The organism is Glutamicibacter sp. 2E12, from assembly GCF_050030965.1.
In the GTDB taxonomy this organism is placed as follows: domain Bacteria; phylum Actinomycetota; class Actinomycetes; order Actinomycetales; family Micrococcaceae; genus Glutamicibacter.
Window position 1 is genome coordinate 147,952 of the sequence record NZ_CP188297.1, and the last position, 17,281, is coordinate 165,232.

15 protein-coding genes are annotated in these 17,281 nt (G+C 64.0%); 4 read left to right on the forward strand and 11 right to left on the reverse strand.

What is annotated here, in order from left to right:
• The first annotated feature begins 89 nt into the window (after positions 1-89).
• Positions 90-1,097 (forward strand): LacI family DNA-binding transcriptional regulator, encoded by a 1,008-nt coding sequence (locus tag ACP3TE_RS00610; protein ID WP_105658460.1) that lies wholly within the window; start codon positions 90-92, stop codon positions 1,095-1,097.
• 197 nt (positions 1,098-1,294) lie between these two features.
• Here the strand turns inward: ACP3TE_RS00610 and ACP3TE_RS00615 are convergent, their stop codons facing one another.
• Complete coding sequence (locus ACP3TE_RS00615; protein ID WP_426734830.1) at positions 1,295-2,635, reverse strand: MFS transporter; 1,341 nt, start codon at positions 2,633-2,635, stop codon at positions 1,295-1,297.
• A 267-nt stretch (positions 2,636-2,902) separates the two neighbouring features.
• On the opposite strand from ACP3TE_RS00615, the gene ACP3TE_RS00620 reads away from it, so the two are divergent.
• Complete coding sequence (locus ACP3TE_RS00620; protein WP_332502821.1) at positions 2,903-3,598, forward strand: IclR family transcriptional regulator; 696 nt, start codon at positions 2,903-2,905, stop codon at positions 3,596-3,598.
• Between the two features lie 115 nt (positions 3,599-3,713).
• Here ACP3TE_RS00620 and ACP3TE_RS00625 read toward each other — a convergent pair whose 3' ends face one another.
• The 3 genes from ACP3TE_RS00625 to ACP3TE_RS00635 all read right to left on the reverse strand — a co-directional run bounded on the left by ACP3TE_RS00625 (position 3,714) and on the right by ACP3TE_RS00635 (position 9,357).
• Positions 3,714-4,988 carry an MFS transporter gene (locus ACP3TE_RS00625; RefSeq protein ID WP_105662606.1) on the reverse strand — a complete coding sequence of 425 codons (1,275 nt, stop codon included), beginning with the start codon at positions 4,986-4,988 and terminating at the stop codon, positions 3,714-3,716.
• A gap of 113 nt (positions 4,989-5,101) precedes the next feature.
• Positions 5,102-8,194, reverse strand: coding sequence for an AAA family ATPase (locus ACP3TE_RS00630; RefSeq protein WP_426734832.1), 3,093 nt, complete (start codon positions 8,192-8,194; stop codon positions 5,102-5,104).
• Positions 8,191-9,357, reverse strand: a complete 1,167-nt coding sequence (locus ACP3TE_RS00635) for an exonuclease SbcCD subunit D (RefSeq protein ID WP_426734834.1) — start codon at positions 9,355-9,357, stop codon at positions 8,191-8,193. The genes ACP3TE_RS00630 and ACP3TE_RS00635 overlap by 4 nt, the downstream gene beginning before the upstream one ends.
• Positions 9,358-9,408: 51 nt before the next feature.
• Here ACP3TE_RS00635 and ACP3TE_RS00640 point away from each other — a divergent pair, with 51 nt between their 5' ends.
• Positions 9,409-10,347 carry a hypothetical protein gene (locus tag ACP3TE_RS00640; protein WP_332488207.1) on the forward strand — a complete coding sequence of 313 codons (939 nt, stop codon included), beginning with the start codon at positions 9,409-9,411 and terminating at the stop codon, positions 10,345-10,347.
• Between the two features lie 77 nt (positions 10,348-10,424).
• Here ACP3TE_RS00640 and ACP3TE_RS00645 read toward each other — a convergent pair whose 3' ends face one another.
• From ACP3TE_RS00645 to ACP3TE_RS00665, 5 genes are all read right to left on the reverse strand, one after another.
• Positions 10,425-11,426, reverse strand: coding sequence for an exonuclease domain-containing protein (locus ACP3TE_RS00645; protein WP_105658459.1), 1,002 nt, complete (start codon positions 11,424-11,426; stop codon positions 10,425-10,427).
• A gap of 227 nt (positions 11,427-11,653) precedes the next feature.
• Positions 11,654-12,151, reverse strand: coding sequence for a polyketide cyclase (locus tag ACP3TE_RS00650; RefSeq protein WP_332502815.1), 498 nt, complete (start codon positions 12,149-12,151; stop codon positions 11,654-11,656).
• Positions 12,152-12,340: 189 nt separating this feature from the next.
• The gene (locus ACP3TE_RS00655; protein ID WP_105658437.1) at positions 12,341-13,036 is read right to left on the reverse strand and encodes a hypothetical protein; all 696 of its coding nucleotides are present in this window, start codon (positions 13,034-13,036) and stop codon (positions 12,341-12,343) included.
• Positions 13,033-13,950, reverse strand: coding sequence for an ABC transporter ATP-binding protein (locus tag ACP3TE_RS00660; protein WP_332488202.1), 918 nt, complete (start codon positions 13,948-13,950; stop codon positions 13,033-13,035). Before ACP3TE_RS00660 ends, ACP3TE_RS00655 begins: the two co-directional genes overlap by 4 nt.
• A gap of 29 nt (positions 13,951-13,979) precedes the next feature.
• Complete coding sequence (locus ACP3TE_RS00665) at positions 13,980-14,339, reverse strand: GntR family transcriptional regulator (RefSeq protein WP_181148913.1); 360 nt, start codon at positions 14,337-14,339, stop codon at positions 13,980-13,982.
• Between the two features lie 383 nt (positions 14,340-14,722).
• Here ACP3TE_RS00665 and ACP3TE_RS00670 point away from each other — a divergent pair, with 383 nt between their 5' ends.
• Positions 14,723-15,850, forward strand: coding sequence for an HNH endonuclease (locus tag ACP3TE_RS00670; RefSeq protein ID WP_426734837.1), 1,128 nt, complete (start codon positions 14,723-14,725; stop codon positions 15,848-15,850).
• Positions 15,851-15,916: 66 nt separating this feature from the next.
• Here ACP3TE_RS00670 and rdgB read toward each other — a convergent pair whose 3' ends face one another.
• Positions 15,917-16,549: an RdgB/HAM1 family non-canonical purine NTP pyrophosphatase gene (gene rdgB / locus ACP3TE_RS00675; RefSeq protein WP_105658434.1), complete on the reverse strand. Its 633-nt coding sequence runs from the start codon at positions 16,547-16,549 to the stop codon at positions 15,917-15,919.
• Complete coding sequence (gene rph / locus ACP3TE_RS00680; protein ID WP_388025335.1) at positions 16,546-17,280, reverse strand: ribonuclease PH; 735 nt, start codon at positions 17,278-17,280, stop codon at positions 16,546-16,548. Before rph ends, rdgB begins: the two co-directional genes overlap by 4 nt.
• Position 17,281: the final 1 nt, after the last annotated feature.

Below are 17,281 nucleotides of genomic sequence, written 5' to 3' on the forward strand. Positions count from 1 at the left end.
AGCCGCACCGGGTAATGTTGGGCAGGAGCCGTGGCCAGGGGAAGGAATTTCCCCTAGCCACGGCTGTGCCTATGAAGGAAGGAAGAGAAGTGGCCGGGATCAAAGACGTCGCACAAGCCGCTGGCGTATCCATTGCCACCGTCTCGCGCGCATTATCTGGCCGGGGTTCTGTCTCCGCGTCCGCGCAGGAGGCTGTGCAGCGCGCCGCCACCGAGCTGGGCTATGTGGTCTCATCTTCCGCGTCCGGGCTGGCCTCGGGACGCACCCGCAACATCGGCGTGCTCGTTCCGGTGATCAACCACTGGTTCTATGCCTGCGTGCTGGAAGGCATTTCCAGCCGCTTGATGGACGAGGGCTATGACACCACCCTCTATCAGCTGACCAAGGACCGCACCCAGCGCGAGAAGATCTTCTCCGATTTCCTGCTGCGCCAGCGCGTGGATGCGGTGATCGCGGTCAACGTCGAGTTGGCTGGGGACGAGGTCCAGGCGCTGCTGGCCATGGACAAGCCCCTGGTTGGCGTGGGAGGACCGCTTCCCGGTGTGCCGACCCTGCACGTGAATGACGAAGCGATTTCTGCCCTCGCGACCGGGCACCTCATCTCCCTGGGCCATGAACGCATTGGCTTCATCGGCGGCAACGCGGAAACCGATGTGGATTTCATGGTGCCCACCCACCGCCGCACCGGCTACGAGCGGGCGCTGGCCGAGGCTGGACTTGAACTGGATGAGTCGCTGTTCGCCAGCGCGGACTTCTCCATGGCCCAGGGCTACGCGGTGGCCAAGCAGCTGCTGGGCAACCCGGCATCCCGACCGACGGCAGTGTTCGCAGCCAGTGATGAAATGGCCATTGGCGCGATCCTGGCCGCCCGCGATCTCGGTTTGCAGCTGCCCCATGACCTGTCGGTCATCGGCGTGGACAATCACGACCTGGCCGAGCTCTTCGGCTTGACCACCGTCGAGCAGCGTCCGCATGAGCAGGGGCAGCTGGCGGTCGCCATGCTGCTGCGTGCTATCCGTGGCCAGGAACCGGCGCAGGCCCACGAGTTGGGCCATCGGCTGATCGTGCGTTCCTCCACCACCCGCCCCGCCCAGTAACCTGGCCAGGCAGTCGGGTCCCGCATGCCGGCGGCCTAGGCGCAATGGATGGCGGTGGCCGGACGTCGGCCGTGCAGCAAACTGCCCGCTGCATCAGCCTGCTGATCGCCAAACCACCGGTCGCCAGACGCGCAAATGCCCGCGCGGGCCAGGATCGCTTGATCCCTTGCCTGCGCGGGCATTATGCTGCCGCGAAACTAGTGCGCCACGCGCGAGTCGGTCTGTTCGCCCTCAATTTCTTCCACGTGCAGGTTGCGTCCACGGGTCTCGCCCACCCAGAGCACCGCTGCCACGGAAATGATGGTCAGCACCATGATGTAGATGGCAATCGAGATCGAAGAGCCTGTGGTCTCCAGCAGGATCTGCGCCACGGTGGCCGCGAAGGCGCCGCCCAGAATGGCGCCAATGGCGTAGCCAATGGAGATGCCCGAGTAGCGGATCTGCGCCGGGAACATCTCCGCGTACATCGCCGACTGCGGGCCGTAGGACAAGCCCAGGCCAACGGTCAGCACGAAGATCGCAATGGTGTACAGCACGATGTTTCCGGTGTCGACCATCAGGAACATCGGGATCATCCAGATGAACACCAGCGCGTAGCCGATCACGAAGGTATTGCGGCGCCCGATCTTGTCCGAGAGCCAGCCGCCGACCAGGGTGAAGATCAGCCAGCCCACCGAACCGATGGTAGTAGCCAGGAGGATCGGTGCCACCGGCATCTTGAGGACCTTGGTGGTGTAGGAAATGAAGAACGCGATCACCAGGTAGCCGGCGGCGTTGTTCGAGATGAAGATCAGCGCGGCCTGCAGGACCTGCTTGGAATGGCTGGTCATCAGCTCGCGCAGCGGGGTGTGCTCGGAAGCCTTGCGCTGGGCGAGCTGCTTGAAGACCGGGGATTCCTCAACCGCACGGCGGATCATGTAGCCCACGAAGATCAGCGCAATGGAGAGCAGGAACGGAATGCGCCAGCCCCATGCGGCGAACTCTTCCGGGCTCATCGCAACGCGCAGGATGTAGAGCAGGCCGGTAGCCAGGATCATGCCGATGGGCACGCCGATCTGCGGGTAGGCGCCGAAGTAGCCGCGGCGATCCTTCGGTGCGTGCTCTACCGCCATCAAGGCTGCACCGCCCCATTCGCCACCGGCCGAGAAGCCCTGGACTACGCGCAGGAGCACCAGCAGGATTGGCGCGGCCACGCCGATGGACGCGTAGGTTGGCAGCAGGCCAATGGCCGCGGTGGCAACGCCCATGAGGATCAGGGTGAGCACCAGGATGCGCTTGCGTCCGTAGCGGTCGCCCAGGTGGCCGGCAACCACTGCGCCCAGGGGACGGAAGAAGAAGGAGATGCCAATCATTGCGAAGGAAAGGATCTGCGCGACACCCGGATTCGACTGCCCCAGGGGCTCGAGGAACAACGGGGTCAGCAGGGTCGCGGTGAGCTGGGCGAAAATGAAGAAGTCGTACCACTCAATGGTGGTGCCCACCAGGGTGCCGGCAAGAACCCGGCGCTCCTCCTGGGTGCGAGTGACAGTCGATGACATGAGTTGGCCTTTTTTGCGAGTTGTTTACCGACCGTTCGGACGGTTTATGTCGCACACCATCATATGCCCACAGTGAAGCAGATCACAAGATCTATCCAAATCGTGACCAGCTCCAGCCAGGCACCCTCTCCCGCAATGGGCTGGGAATTCGGTGTTCTAATAGAGAACGACTAAAATCGGATATAGATCACCGACCGCTTGGTCCCCAGATTCACTACGAAGGCCCTCGACGACGTTCCAGCGCGCCGCACGCCAGATTGAAGAGCAATGCCTACCTCCCAGACGCTTTCGCGTGGAATCCGCGTCCTTGAAATCGTCGCCAATTCCCCGGTCAACCTTTCCATCGCGGAAATCGCCGCGAAACTGGAAGTCCACCGCTCCATTGCCTACCGCATCATCCGCACCCTGGAGCAGCATCACCTGCTCAACCGCGACGAGGCCGGGCACATCCGTTCCGCTTCCGGCTTGGCCGTGCTCGCCCGCTCGGTCCAGCGCGACCTGCAGGCGGCCGCCACCCCGGAACTCACCGCGCTGGCCAACGAGCTGTCGATGACTGCTTTCGTAGCCGTCTGGGAACACGATCTGTGCACCACCTTGCAGTCGGTCTCCCCGTTGAACTCCCAGCGCGCGATCGTCCATCGCCCGGGCTCGGTGCACGGCATGGATGTGGGAGCAGCCGGCATCGCGATCCAGTCGTGCTATGCCAAGGCCGAGTGGGATGCCCTGGACACGGGCATCGAGTACCGCGAAGCTGCCGTCGCGGCCCGGATTGACGGCTATGCCACCAGCGAGAACGAAGTCATCCAGGGCGTGACGTCCATTGCCGTTCCGATCCAGCATTCCGGGCAAACCCCGGCGGCCTTGGCCGTCGTCTTCGCCGCCAGCACGGTCGGCGGGTACGAGCGCATGATCGAGGAACTCAAGCACGCAGCGGCGCGCATCAGCGAAAAGCTCGCGCACTAGCAATTCCCGGCGGTGAAAGAAGCATCCCGTTGCCCTTCGCCTGCTGGGCGAGGTGCAACGGGATGCTTCTTATCCAGCTTTGCTGGCCGGCCGCAAGATGCGCAGAGTTCTTGCCCTAGCGGACGCGGGCCAGCGTCGGGGACTTCGCGACAACGATCTTCATCGCCACAGCGGCCAGGAAGATCACCAGTGCGCCACCGGTGGAGACCCAGAAGGCGCCGAGGTAGCCCAGGGTCTCGGCGAAGACGCCGGCCAAGCCGTTTCCGATCGCGGTTCCCACAACAATGCCGGCAGAGAGCATGGTCATCACGGTGGACAGGCGCTGCGGCGGAGCGACTTCGCCGCCCAGGGTCATGACCGTGACGATCACCGGCCCTACCGCAAATCCTGCGATGAACAGGGCAACCAGCATCAGCGGGACATTGCCGGCCACGTGCAGGCCGAAGCTGAGAACGGTCAGTGCTGCGCCGCACAGGATCCAGCGGTTGATCTGCTTGAAGGCCTGCGGCCAAGCGGCCACGGAGATCGCGGCAATCGCGCTGGAGAAGCCCATGGCGCCATAGAGCAGGCCGCCGGAGTTGGAATCGCCCTGCGCCCCGGCAAAGGCCAGGGTACCGGCCGCCGAGGAACCGAAGACCGTGCCCAGCGCCATCATGCCCAGGACCAGGGCACCGATCGCGGCAACCTGCGCGCCGCTGATCGAGACCTTGGGAGTGTGCTCGGCGGTTCTCGCCGGCTTCACCGCATTGCCGGTACGGTGCGAGGCGAACACCGGCACCAGCACCAGGGTCAGCAGGGCGGCAAGGTAGAGCGGCAGCACCGGATCCACCAGGGAGGCCAGCAGGCCCACGGCAACCGGGCCGAAGACGAAGCCCAGTTCATCGAACATGGACTCCAGGCTCAGTGCCGCCGAAAGGACCTTGTGGTTCTTCTTCTGCTGGCGGGTGATTGCAATCCAGCGGACGCGGGACATCGGGCCGACCTGCGGGCCGGTAGCACCGGCGGCCAGGCACATGATCGAGAGCAAGGCCGCGGACATGTCCGGTCCCGAATCGGCAAACAGCGTCAGGGCAACCAGCAGGATGGTGTGGATGACCGCGACAGTGGTCAATACCGGGCGCTGGCCCACCCGGTCAGCCAGATAGCCGATGCTCGGACCGCCAATGGCGGACCCCAGGCCAACCATGGCCGCGGCCAAGCCGCCCATGGCATATGAGCCGGTGGTAGCAGTTACCAGGGTCATGGACCCGATGGTGAGCATCGCCAGCGGGAGGCGTGCAAGGAAAGTAAGCGGCAGGAAGGGTGCTCCCACCAAAGGAACTAACGCGGAGTATCCGGACATCTTCTCGGATTCCTCACTGTTTTCCTTCGACAAAGTAGGCTGAGTCAACAAAACTCCATGACGAAGCGTGCGTCGTCCCACACCCCCCGACGCACAAAATTTCCCAGGCATGCCTGATGGCACTACTTTCAAGATAGCTACTGCCCTGGGGCAAGTCCAATCTATCCAGCCAAGATCACAGTGCCATCGCGTTCAATGGTGGAACCGTGCTGGGTCTTGCTGACCGAAATCCGATTGGTGATGCGCTGCTTCATTTCCGCCACGTGGGAGACCAAGCCGATGGTCCGTCCGCCGGCACGCAAGTTTTCCAGTGCCTGCATGACTTCTTCCAGCGTCTCGGCATCAAGTGAACCGAAGCCTTCATCGACGAAGAGCGTCTGCATGTCCACGGCCCCGGAATGGTGCGAAATGACATCCGCCAGGCCCAGTGCCAGGGCCAGCGAGGCCATGAAGGTCTCGCCTCCGGAGAGCGTCTGGGTTTCCCGGCGCTTCCCGGTCCACGAATCGAGCACCTGCAGCCCCAACCCGGACTTCGAATTGCCCTGCTTGGAATCATCATGGTGCAGCGAGTAGCGGCCGCCGGACATCATGCCCAGGCGCTGCGTTGCGGCGATGGCCACTTCCTCCAGCCGGGCAGCGAGCACATAGGTGCTCAGCGTCATCTTGTAGAGGTTCTCTCCCCCGCCACGAATCACTTCAGCCAATCCGCGCAGCCGGCGGTAGTCTTCGATGACCGGGCCTGCCTCGGTCCGCTGGCGTTCAAGGTCAGTGGCTGCTTGCTCGTGGCGAGCGAGCTGGGTCTGCGCCAGCACTTCTTGTTCCCGCGCCGCTTCGAAGCGTTCTTCGGCGAGGGAAGAGAGCAGCTTCGCTTCGGCAATCCCTTCTTCGCTTGGCCCTTCCACACCCTGCGCGGATAATTCCTGGGCCTTGCGGCAGTCCTGCGACGCTTCAAGCGTGGCAATGGCACTGGCCAGGTCGGCATCGGCACGCTGCAGCTGGCGCAGGCGCTCGCGTTCGGCGCTGTCCAGCAAGGCGGCCTCGAAGGCAGCCGGATTCTCGAAACCGGCGGCCGTGCGCTGGCTATTCCAGGTGGCCTCGGCCTTCTCCAGCGCCTCGCCCGCCTCGAGGAAACGGCGCAGGTTCTGCACCGCACTGGCCAAGCCCTGGGACGTAGCGGACAGCTGCGCCACAAGTTCGGCCAGGTTCTCCCGGCCTTGGCGCAGCTGCTCCAGCTTGGCGTCGAGTTCTGCCAGCTGGGTTTGCAGGGACTGCGCCCGCTGCTTCGCGGTGGCGTGCTCGAGTACCGCCTGGGTTGCGCGCGCGTTCTGCTGCTCGGTACGCTGGCGCACCGCATCCAGCTTTGCCACGCGGGCAGCGATTTCTCCTTGCTGCTTCTGCTCCCGTTCCAGCCCGGCCTGCGCCGTGGCAAGCTCCGCCCGCAGGTCCGCGACCGGGGCATCGCCGGCAGCTTCCTGCGCGGCCTGGAACTTGGCCACCAGGGTGTCGCGCGCCTGCGCGGCCCGTTGCCCGGCAGCTCTTGCCACAGCCACCGCGGTTTCCAGCGTCTGGATCTGCTCATCGTCGATCAGCGGCGCATCGGCATCCGCCCGGGCCGGGGCGGGATGCTCTTGCGCACCGCAGACCAGGCACGGTTGCCCGTCTTCCAGCGCGGCAGCCAATCGCAAAGCGCTCTGGGCCAGCTGCTCGGTACGCAGGTCAAGCAAGGTATTGGCTACGCCTACAATCTCCAGCTCTTGTGCGCTGGACTGCTCCCGTGCGGCCAGCGCCTGCTTCTCCAGGGCGTCGCGCTCGGTGGCATGCTGGATCCTGGTCTCCAGCCCCTTCACCTGTTCCTTGGCCTGCTGGACCTTGCCGCCGGCGGCTACCTGGTCGAGGTCCGCGGCTTCCAGCGCAGCACGTTCGGCCTTGAGCATGGCAACTTCGGCTTCGGCCTGGGCACGGGTCTCTTCCTGAGCAGCGGCCAGTTCGGCGGCCTTGCGTGCCTGGCCGGCCAGGACGCCGCGGCGCTTTTCATCGTCCAGGCCCGCCTTGGCCACCGCTAGTTCTTCGGCCGCTTGCTGCGCCGGCAGGCGCAGCTGCTCCAGACCGGCAGCGTTGGCGCTGGGGTCCAGCCCCTGTTCGGTTTCAAGCCACAGCTTGCTGTCCAGCCAGGTTGCCTTGGCCTGCTCCTGGGCGACGGATGCCTCCTGGAGCTGGGCCTGGTAGGCACGCACCGCGCCTGCCTTGGCATCGCTGTCCAAGCGCGCGGCAGCCGCTGCGGCCGCTTCATGGTTCTGGGCATAGCCGGCCTGCATGCCGCGCAGCTCGGCCAGGCGCGCGAAGATCCGGCGGCGTTCCTCCAGGGCCTGCGCCTGCTCGCGGGTGCGGGTCATCTCGGTGCGCAGTTTGGCCGCTTCTAGGGCCGAGTCCCGGTGAACCGCCGCGATCCGGCGGTGATAGCCGGCGAACTGCTCGGCACTGCTCAGGTCCACCGCCGCGGCCTGTCCAGCGCCATCGGCGTCGGCGTTCGCTTCGCCGTCGGCCTCGGCGGGCTCATCGCTGGCTTCGCGGCCAGCGAGGAACGCCCGGGCAGCGGAATGGATGGCCTCTTCGCTGGCGCTCAGGCGTGCTTCCAGGCTCTCGGTTTTCTTGCGCTCTTCGGCCAGCCGAGCGGCGAATTCATCCTCGATCCGCGCATAGCCGCTGGTATCGAAGAGATTCGCCAGGAGATCTTCGCGGTCCTTGGCCTTGGCCCGCAGGAAGTCCGCAAAGCCGCCCTGCGGCAGCATGACTACCTTGGTGAACTGCTCGCGGTCCAGACCCAGCAGGCTGCCCAGGACGTGGCCCACCTCGTCGTTGCGGGTGGACAGTTCCTTCCAGCCCGAACCGGTGAACTCGCGCAGGAAGCTGGCGGCCTTCTGCTCGGTGGTCTTGTTCTTGCCGCGCTTGGACGGGCGCATCCAGGCCGGCGAACGGGTGACCTCGAAGCGCCGGTCGCCGATGGTCAGCTCGCAGACCACTTCCGGAGCCAAACCGGCCGGGGCATGGTCCGAACGGATCTGCCGGCTGCCGGCGCGGCTTCCGGGCAACGCACCGTACAGGGCGTAGCAGATCGCATCCAGGATGCTGGACTTGCCGGCACCGGTGGGGCCATCAAGCAGGAACAGCCCGCCTTCGGCCAATTCATCGAAGTCGATCTCTTCGGTGCCTGCGAAGGGCCCGAACGCCTGGATCTGGAGTTTGTGGATTCTCACTGGCTGGCCTGTGCCTCTCGGGTGGCTTGGATGACGGCGCCGATGACTTCCCGTTCCAGTTCATCGGCCGCGCGTTCGCGGACATGTTCCATGAAGTCCCCCACCACTTGTTCGGTGCTGGCGGCCTTGGCCATGCGCTCGGCATAGCTCGCCGGCTTGGCATCCCCGCCGGCGTGTTCGGGGGCGAAATTGAGCACCACGGTGTCGGGGAAACGGGTTCGAATCGTTGCCATCGCGTCGGCGGGGCGTTCGCTATCGGTCAGCGTGACCTGGCACCATGCATCGGCGGCGGATTCCAGTTCCGGATCCGCCAGGAGCTCAGCGAGCTTGCCCTTGAGGATGGCCAATTTCTTCGGCACCGGAAGCAGGACTTCCTGCACGGACTCTATGCCCCGGGCGTTGGTGTCGATCAGCCATACGCCCTTGCGCTGCGTTGCCTCGGAGAAGGAGTATGCCAGCGGAGAGCCCGAATAGCGCACGTGCTCCTTGACCTTCTGCCGTCCATGCAGGTGCCCCAGCGCCGAGTAGTCGAAGCGCTCGAAAAGCTCTGCCGGAACCACGTCGAGGTTGCCGGTGCTCAGCTCGCGTTCGGAGTCGCTGCCGTAGCCGCCGGCGGCGAACAGGTGGGCCATCGTGATGGAAACTACCGGTTTTTCCCCTGCCCGCAGTTGCGCAAGATCTTCTTCGATCTGCGCGATGGCCGCTCGGACCACCGCTTCGTGGTTGGCCTTTTCCACGCCCAGGCGTTCCATCACCATGCGCGGTTCCAGGTACGGGATACCGTAGATGGCCACCCAGTGATCGCCGGCATCGTGGATAACCGGCAGCAGCATGCGCTGGAGGTCGGCGATGATGTGCACCCCGGCGCTGTCCAGGAGCTCTGCGCCGAAGCCCAGACGGGAGGCCGAGTCGTGGTTGCCGCTGGTGACCACGACGGCGGCCCCGGTGGCGCGCAGCTCGCGCAGCACCCAGTTGCACAACTGGACGGCATCCACATGCGGCAGCGCGCGGTCGTAGATGTCACCGGAAATCAGCACCGCATCAACCTGCTGATTAATCGTGATATCGATGATTTCCTGCAGCACTGCGCGCTGCGCTTCGATCAGGGAGGCCCCGTGGAAGGTCCGTCCCAAATGCCAGTCCGAGGTGTGAAGCAATCGCATGTGTCCAACCTTATGCAATGCCGCGGACAACTTGGACATTAGAATGGTGATGTGAATGAAACCGGTGAAACTGCACTCCTGCCAGAGAACTACTCAGACAAGGTGTTTGCGATCCTCCTCGGCCTAGCCGATGGCGCAACCCACGCCCGTGACGAAATTGACCCCGGGGCCACCGAAATCCTCCCGCTCTACCTGGCCGACGGCCTGCTGGAAGCGCTGGAATGGGCCAACGACGGTGTCGCCAGCGACGAAGCGGCCTGCATGTGGCTTGCGGCCCTGCGCGGCTACAGCAAGATCGCCGGCTCCTTCCCGGAACGCGCCCCGCAACCGCTGGGCCGCTGGATCGACAAGGAATTCGCCAACGTCGAGATCTTCGAGAAGATCCTGGACGGCGATCCGCAGAACCTCGCCGGCCTGGACAGCCCCGACATGGGACAGCCGGGGCGTCCCACCGGCGCTGGCGCCGACTCCACCGGCGTGCTGCCGCGTGCCGCGATTGCCGCGCTGCTGGCCCGGGTCCCTGTGGGCACCACCGAGACCCTGGCCCGTTCGGCCGCCTTCCTGACCCACGACGACCAGGCGGCCAAGACCGCCATTGCCGCGGCGAAGATCATCCGCTCGGCCATGGAACGCTCCGAGGCCGCCGCCGGCGAATGGGCCGAGCTGCTCGTTGGCCTGCAGGGCCCGTCGGCCGATGCGCTGCGCGAGGTGGCCACCAGGATCGCCGAGAACATCTCGCTGTCCGCCGAAGAGGCCTACGCGGCGTACTTCGGCGAGCATGCCGCCGAGCAGGACGCGGAATCGGACATCGAGGCCGCCCCGGCGGCAACCGCCGAAGAAGAAGCTGCCCGGGATCCCGAGGTCGACGCCTACGCTGTAGCGCTGCTGGCTGCCATCTACGGCACCGAAGCCGTCGGCGAGCGCCCCGCGAGCGCACTGGATGACATCATCTCCGAGCTGCATGACCGCTGGATGGCACTGCTGGTCTAGGAACCGCGCCCAGAAAAAAATGGCAGAAGCCCGGCCGGCACAGATTCGATCTGTGCCGGCCGGGCTTCTGCGGTCTGCTAGGCGGTCAGCCCGAACCCGCCAACCATCTGCATGAACTCGCCTTCGGAGATGATGCTGACCCGCTGGCCCTTTTCGCGCAGCCGGAGTACGTGCTTGGCCTTGTTGGTCAGCCGCCCGTTGGCCAGATCCTCCGGGACGAAGCCGTCTCCGACGACCAGCGCCGTGGTGGCGCGGGTGACCCGCGAGGCGGTCTGCGCGCCGTGTTCGGCGGCCAGTTCCTTGGCCTTGGGGCGCGGCATGGACAGGTTGCCGGTGAACACCATGATCTGGCCGAACAGCGGATGGCTGGGATCCGCGTTGTCGCTCGGCTTCGGGTTCGGCCCTTCCTGCGGCCAGTTGTTGAAGGAATCCTGCGGCGGCAACGGGTTGCCTGCAGCCAGCCAGCCTTGGGCGTCGCGGGTGGCGCGGGACAGTTCGTGGCCTGGCTGCCACGGCTGGGTCAGGCTCAGCCGGACGCCATAGTGGTCTGCCGTCTCCAACACGGACTGCTGTCCGCTGCGCCCGGCGATATCGATCATTGCCCAGGCACAGGCCACAGCGTCAGCCAGGGCCTCGTGGTGGTTTTCGATAGGGTGTCCCGCTTCTTCGGCAACGAACGGCAGCGAGTAGCTGGGCAGATCGTAGGCCTTGCGGGAGAGCTTGACGGTGCACAGGTGCGCAATTTCCGGTACCGGCAGTTCGCCGGCTTCGCACGCCGCGCGGATCACTCCGGAATCGAACGAAGAATTGTGGGCCACCAGCACGTCGGATCCGATGAATTCCAGCAGTTCCGGAATCCTGTCGGTCACCCGTGGCGCGGCGCTCACCATGTCGGGGGTGATGTGGTGGATCGAGACGTTGCGCGGGTCGAAGTGGTCGAAGCCTGCCGGCGGCTGCATGAGCCACTGTTCGGTTTCGACGATTTGCCCGGAGCGTACCTTGACCAGGCCCACCGAACAGGCGGAGCCGATAAAACCGTTTGCTGTCTCAAAATCTACTGCTGTGAAGTCCAATGCCACGCCCAATAGCTTACTCGCTTAATCGCTGGCACCGGCATGCGTGACATTCGCGCACCGTGCACCGCGCGGTGACCGCCGGGCGATAACGTGCCAATAATTCGCTGCAACCCGATTTTGACCTGTATCGATCAAGTTATCGGCGGCCTGGCTGGCTTGGGCGCAAGGCAGGGCATCTCACAATCATCAGCCGGCCGCATTGAGCGAGTCGAACCCTGCACGCAGGGAACTCAGTGCCCGAACAGCTCCTCGTAATGCTCACTGAGCGCCGGATAGTAATCGGCCTCGAAGTCCACGCTGTCGGCATCGGCTCCGTTCACCACGGCTGCCAGGCGGTCCAGGTAGTAGTCCCAGCCCGGCCCGACGGAGCCGGCGAGCTGCGGGTCAAGGCCCGGCATCCGGAAGACCAGGGAACTGCCCTCGCCGCAGGACTGCACCGCGAGCTCCAGCCGCCAGGCCGAGGGGCCTGTTCCAAGTTGCACCTGCAGGTGGTGCATGCGCGGATCGCAACGCAGGATTTCGACTCGTTCGGTGGGTGAACCGTCCTCGAGCAGCATCACTACGTCCACCGCGCCGCGCTCCGGGTCCCCGTGCCATGGGCCATACCAGAGCGCCAAGCACTGGGAGTCAGCCAGATAGCGCCAGATCCTGCTCGGGGATTGGGTGAACTCGCGGCGCAATTCCAGCGCTCCGTCTGCGGTTCGAATTCCGGTCGGCGAGGCGCTCATGATTTCTCTCCTGGGTTGCTCCCCTGCCGCCGCGGCACGGGCGGCTCCAGCGCCTTCACCGGCAGTCATTGAAGAATAGCAAATCGCGGTCCCGGGCCGCTGGGCGCCTTCTTGCAAAAGCAGGCACCGGTTCCCTTCCCCCAAGGGAAAGGGAACCGGTGCCCATATGCCCTGCATTTCGGACCCGGGCTAGGCGGTTGCCTTGCGCAAGGTGAGATAGGATCCTCCTGCCATCAGCAGGGCCACCAGGCCGCCCCACAGCGTGATCCCCGCGGCGGTCCAGGTCAAGGCCCAGCTCCAGAACTGGTCCCAGTAATTGCCGAAGGTGAACAGGGCGATGATTCCCAGCACCACCACACCCAGCAGAGTGAAGAAAACCACCATGCCCGTGGTGCGCCACCTCATGTAGATGGTCGCTATCAGGAAGCCGACCATGAACAGCAGCACCATCAGCACGAAGTAGAACAGGATCTGGACCAGCCAGTTGTTATCCGCAATCCATTGCAGGGCGAAGAACTGGCCGCCCATGCCCCAACCACCGGTGGCGACTTCCAGCAATCCAATCAGGTAGTAGAACACCGACAGAACCAGTGCGCAGACGGAGAACAGTGCCACGGTTCCCAGATAGAAGGTACGCCGCGAAATGCTCATGGCCATGGAGAACGGGAAAGTCAGCGTCAGCGCCTGGATACCCAGGGCCAAGAAGTACCACATCGGCGCTTGGGCGCCACCGCTGTACAGCCCTTCGTCGCTGCCGTTGCGCCGGACCAGCCACCAGATGGCCAGTGTGAAGAGGAACGATCCACCCAGGATTATCAGCGGGATTCCAATGAAAGTGGCTTTGTTGATCAGTTGCATGCGGGCGACTTTGATGATGCGGTTCATTTTCTTGCCTCCGTCCGTTCGTCGATCCCTGTTTCGGTGGTGCTGCTCAAGGCGCTGCGGACTACCAGTTGCTGCAGCGACACCGGACTCAGGTCCAGGCCCATGAGCTTCGCTTGTTCGCGCTGCTCCGAATCCAGCTTGGCCTTGATGGTGACGCTGGCCAGGGCGCCGAGTGCATCACGATGGATTACCTGCGCGGAGCCGATGAATTCCTGGACCTTGGCGTCCTCGCCAGTCACCGTTACCGCGGTGCCGCGCAGCTCTTCGGCATCCGAGTCGATGACGATTCGCCCCTTGTCGATCACGATGACGTGCTCGAGCAGGTTGGCGACTTCATCGATCAGGTGGCTGGAGAGCACGATGGTGCGTGGATATTCCGCGAAGTCTTCGACGAGGCGGTCATAGAAGATCTGCCGCGCTACCGCGTCCAGGCCGAGGTAGGGTTCATCGAAGAACGTGATGTCAGCCCGCGAGGCCATGCCGATGATCACGCCCACCGCGGACAGCTGCCCGCGGGAGAGCTTCTTGATCCTGCGCCTGGTCGGCAGTGCGAACGCCTCGACGAGATCCTGGGCCAGTTCCTCATCCCAGTTCTCGAAGAACAGGGCTGCGGATTTGAAAGCCTGGTGGACCTTGAAGTCATCGGGGTACTTCTGGGATTCGCGGATGAAGCAGATGCGCGAGAGCGTCGGATCATGCTCGAAGGGGGCGTGGCCGAAGATTTCGGCGGTGCCTTGGTCCGCATAGTTCTGCCCGGTCAGGATGGACATGAGCGTGGTCTTGCCGGCCCCGTTTCGTCCAAGCAGCCCGTAGATACGGTCGGGTTCCAGTTCCAGGCTGACGTTGTCGAGCGCTCGCACGTCCTTGTAGGTCTTACTCAGCTCGCGTGTGGCGATTGCTGTCGTTCGTGGCATGTCGTTCCTCCCTGCCTAGTAGAGATGTTTCAAGAATCCGAACCGGTCTTGATCATGGCGACCAGCTCATCCAGGCCAATGCCCAGCTTGGAGGCTTCTGCGGTCAATGGGGTGATGAATTGCTGTTGGAATTTCTCGCGGCGCTGTTCTCGCAGCCGCCGCGGTGCACCTTCGGTGACGAACATGCCGATCCCCCGCTTCTTGTAGAGCAGTCCATCTTCCACGAGCCGGTTGATTCCCTTGGCTGCTGTGGCCGGATTGATCCGGTAGAACGCTGCGAATTCATTGGTTGATGGAACTTGCGCTTCTTCTGCAAGAACACCAGAGATGATGTCGTTCTCAATCAGCTCAGCAATCTGCAAGAAGATCGGTTTTGAATCATCAATCATGCTGGCTCCTCTCCGTGCTCATTTCCACTAGGTGAGTTAGTGGGTTAGTTACTCATGTAACTAACCATAGAACCTAGTTCGGTTCTGTGCAATAGCGGGGCGGCAAAATATCCACGGAAAATCCGGTACCCCAAACTGTCCGCCTCGCTATCTATGCTGGGAACTGTCGACGGGGCTGCCTGGAACGGGCACCGGCGATGGTGCGTTCACCGTGGTGAGCACGGAAATGGAGCTGCAGACCGAGACAACGCATGGCGCAACCCGAAACCGGGAAGGGCTGGCGATGGCTACGAATAATTTGCAGTATCTGGCCCAGGAAAATAGTGATCGCACGCTGGGCAATGACCGCAATCCACGGATTGCAGGCCTTTATGGGAGGGACCATGCAAGAACTTTTCAATCGCCTTGAGGCTCCGGATCCGCTTCTCGGAGCATTGGATCGCCAGATCCTGCTCGGGCTGTACAAGGTGCTTTTCCCCGAATCCACCGGTGAAGAAATGGCCCGCGCTACCCGGCGCGAGCTGATCGCCAGAATCCAGGACTCGCGCGCTGGCACCATGCAGCGTCCCGGCCGCAATATCCTGGACTACCCCTTGCGCCGCCCGAACCAAGCGGCATTGAATCGCGCACTGCTCACCGGCACGAAGGGCCAGCCGGTATATTGGTGCCGCCAGGCAAATGCACTGGCTTCCGCGGCGGCCCTGGGGCAGGAGAACGAGTCATTCCGCTGGAATTTGGAGGAACCCCTGCGGGCAGGCGATCTCGTCCTGACGGCATTGGAGGGCACTCCAGCGTTGATTGCCAGCCTTGAAATCACCGAAGCCGATGAGGCGGAGCGGCTCACCTTCACCAATTTGGCGACCTTCACCGACCCGATCTCCGTGGCTGAGCTCGAGTCCATGATCGGCGCAGAACTTCCAGGACGCTCGCAGTATTTGGCAGATTCCCTTGCCCAGAAGCTTCTGGGCAGCATCGGGGATCTTCTCGAACGCCCCCGCCCGATATTCGTCACCGCCGGACCTTGCACTCCCTCGCAGCCTGCGAAGGCCAATGAGGTGCTGGGCGTTGTGGCCATCCTCCAGAAGGCTTCACCGTATGAACCGCTTGCTTGCGAAATCTGCGATCGGGATATTTCTGCCAGACCCGAGGTCCATCTGCCGCAGAGCCATCACAACGGCCTGCGTTGGGAGATCCAGGACCATGCCGATGAGGTGGTGCTGCTTTGCCGTGGCTGCCACGACATGGCCCACCAGCCAACCCTGGAACAGCTCCGGAAGTTCGCGAAGCCTGCCTGCCCGGAATGCGGGGAACGCAATCCGCTGAAGATCATCTGGGGAATGCCAAGCTTCATGCCCAATGACGACGAGTACGTCACCGCTGGCTGCATGATGCCTGTGGGGCCTCCCGCACAGTGGCAGTGCCGCGCATGCGAAACCCAATACCTGGTGACCGAGTTCGACGAGCGGCCCTACCTGGCCCTGGCACGGTCCGGCGAGAACTTCCCGCACTAGCGCAAAAACGCCAGCAAATCCGTTTCAGGATTTGCTGGCGTTCTTGTTCTATCCGGGATTTGGAGGCTACTTGGCCAAGGCCTTGGTGACCTCATCGATGATGCTGGGCAGCAACGCGGCGAAGGCGCGAGCCCGGTGCGAGATCGCGTTCTTCTCCTCCGGAGTGTGCTGGGCCATGGACTTGCCGGCACCGGCCGGTTCGAAGATCGGATCATAGCCGAACCCATGCTCGCCGGCACGCTCGGTGCGCAGCACGCCCTCGACCTTGCCCAGTTCCACGTGCTCGGCACCCTCTGGGGTAGCCAGTGCCGCGGCGCAGACGAACTGCGCTGCGCGGTGCTCGGCTGCAATATCGCCGAGCTGGCCGAGCAGCAGATCGATATTCGCTTCGTCATTGCCGTGCACCCCGGACCAGCGCGCCGAGAAGATTCCCGGCGCTCCCCCGAGCACATCCACGCTCAAGCCGGAATCATCGGCCAGCGCCACCAGGCCGGTGGATGCCGAGATCTCGCGAGCCTTTTTCAGCGCATTGCCCTGGAAGGTGACCTGGTCTTCAACCGGATCGGCAGCCCCAGCGGTGGCGGCGTCGATGACCTGGCTGTCAACATCCAAGCCCGGCACCTGCCCGCGCAGCAATTCGCGCAATTCGCGCAGCTTGCCCTGGTTGCGCGAGGCAAGCACCAGTACCGGCTTGCTCATTTGGTGCTGCTCAGGGTTTCACGCTGGATCTCGGCCAGCTCGTTGGTTCCGCCAAGGGCCAGGTCCAGCAGGGCATCCAGCTCCTCGCGCTTGAATGGAACCCCTTCGGCGGTGCCCTGGACCTCGACGAAGTCGCCGGATCCGGTGACCACGACGTTCATGTCGGTCTCGGCGCGAACATCTTCCTCGTAGGGCAGGTCCAGCATCGGGGTGCCATCGATGATGCCCACCGAGATCGCGGCGACCGAGTCGGTGAGCACCTTGGCGTTGGCCTTCACGATGCCCTGCGAACGGGCCCAGGAAATTGCTTCTGCCAGTGCCACGTAGGCACCGGTGATGGCGGCAGTGCGGGTGCCGCCGTCGGCCTGCAGGACGTCGCAGTCCAGCACGATGGTGTTTTCGCCCAGGGCCTTGGTGTCCACGACGGCACGCAGCGAGCGGCCGATCAGGCGGGAAATCTCATGGGTGCGGCCCGAGAGCTTGCCCCGGACCGATTCGCGGGAGTTGCGGGTGTTGGTAGCACGTGGGAGCATCGCGTATTCAGCGGTGACCCAGCCGGTGCCTTCGCCCTTGAGCCAGCGTGGCACGCCCTCGGTGAAGGACGCGGTGCACAGCACGCGGGTGTCGCCGAATTCGATCAGCGCCGAGCCTTCGGCCTGAGCGGACCAGCCACGGGTGATGGTAATGTCTCGAAGTTGCGCGGCTCCTCGGCCGTCAGCGCGTAAAGTCATG

What these genes read in the sequence shown, in the direction of transcription:
- ACP3TE_RS00615 (WP_426734830.1), bottom strand. Translation starts at nt 2,635, where the DNA reads ATGTCATCGACTGTCACTCGCACCCAGGAGGAGCGCCGGGTTCTTGCC.
- ACP3TE_RS00620 (WP_332502821.1), top strand. Translation starts at nt 2,903, where the DNA reads ATGCCTACCTCCCAGACGCTTTCGCGTGGAATCCGCGTCCTTGAAATC.
- ACP3TE_RS00635 (WP_426734834.1), bottom strand. Translation starts at nt 9,357, where the DNA reads ATGCGATTGCTTCACACCTCGGACTGGCATTTGGGACGGACCTTCCAC.
- ACP3TE_RS00650 (WP_332502815.1), bottom strand. Translation starts at nt 12,151, where the DNA reads ATGAGCGCCTCGCCGACCGGAATTCGAACCGCAGACGGAGCGCTGGAA.
- ACP3TE_RS00655 (WP_105658437.1), bottom strand. Translation starts at nt 13,036, where the DNA reads ATGAACCGCATCATCAAAGTCGCCCGCATGCAACTGATCAACAAAGCC.
- ACP3TE_RS00660 (WP_332488202.1), bottom strand. Translation starts at nt 13,950, where the DNA reads ATGCCACGAACGACAGCAATCGCCACACGCGAGCTGAGTAAGACCTAC.
- ACP3TE_RS00665 (WP_181148913.1), bottom strand. Translation starts at nt 14,339, where the DNA reads ATGATTGATGATTCAAAACCGATCTTCTTGCAGATTGCTGAGCTGATT.
- ACP3TE_RS00670 (WP_426734837.1), top strand. Translation starts at nt 14,723, where the DNA reads ATGCAAGAACTTTTCAATCGCCTTGAGGCTCCGGATCCGCTTCTCGGA.
- rdgB (WP_105658434.1), bottom strand. Translation starts at nt 16,549, where the DNA reads ATGAGCAAGCCGGTACTGGTGCTTGCCTCGCGCAACCAGGGCAAGCTG.
- rph (WP_388025335.1), bottom strand. Translation starts at nt 17,280, where the DNA reads ATGACTTTACGCGCTGACGGCCGAGGAGCCGCGCAACTTCGAGACATT.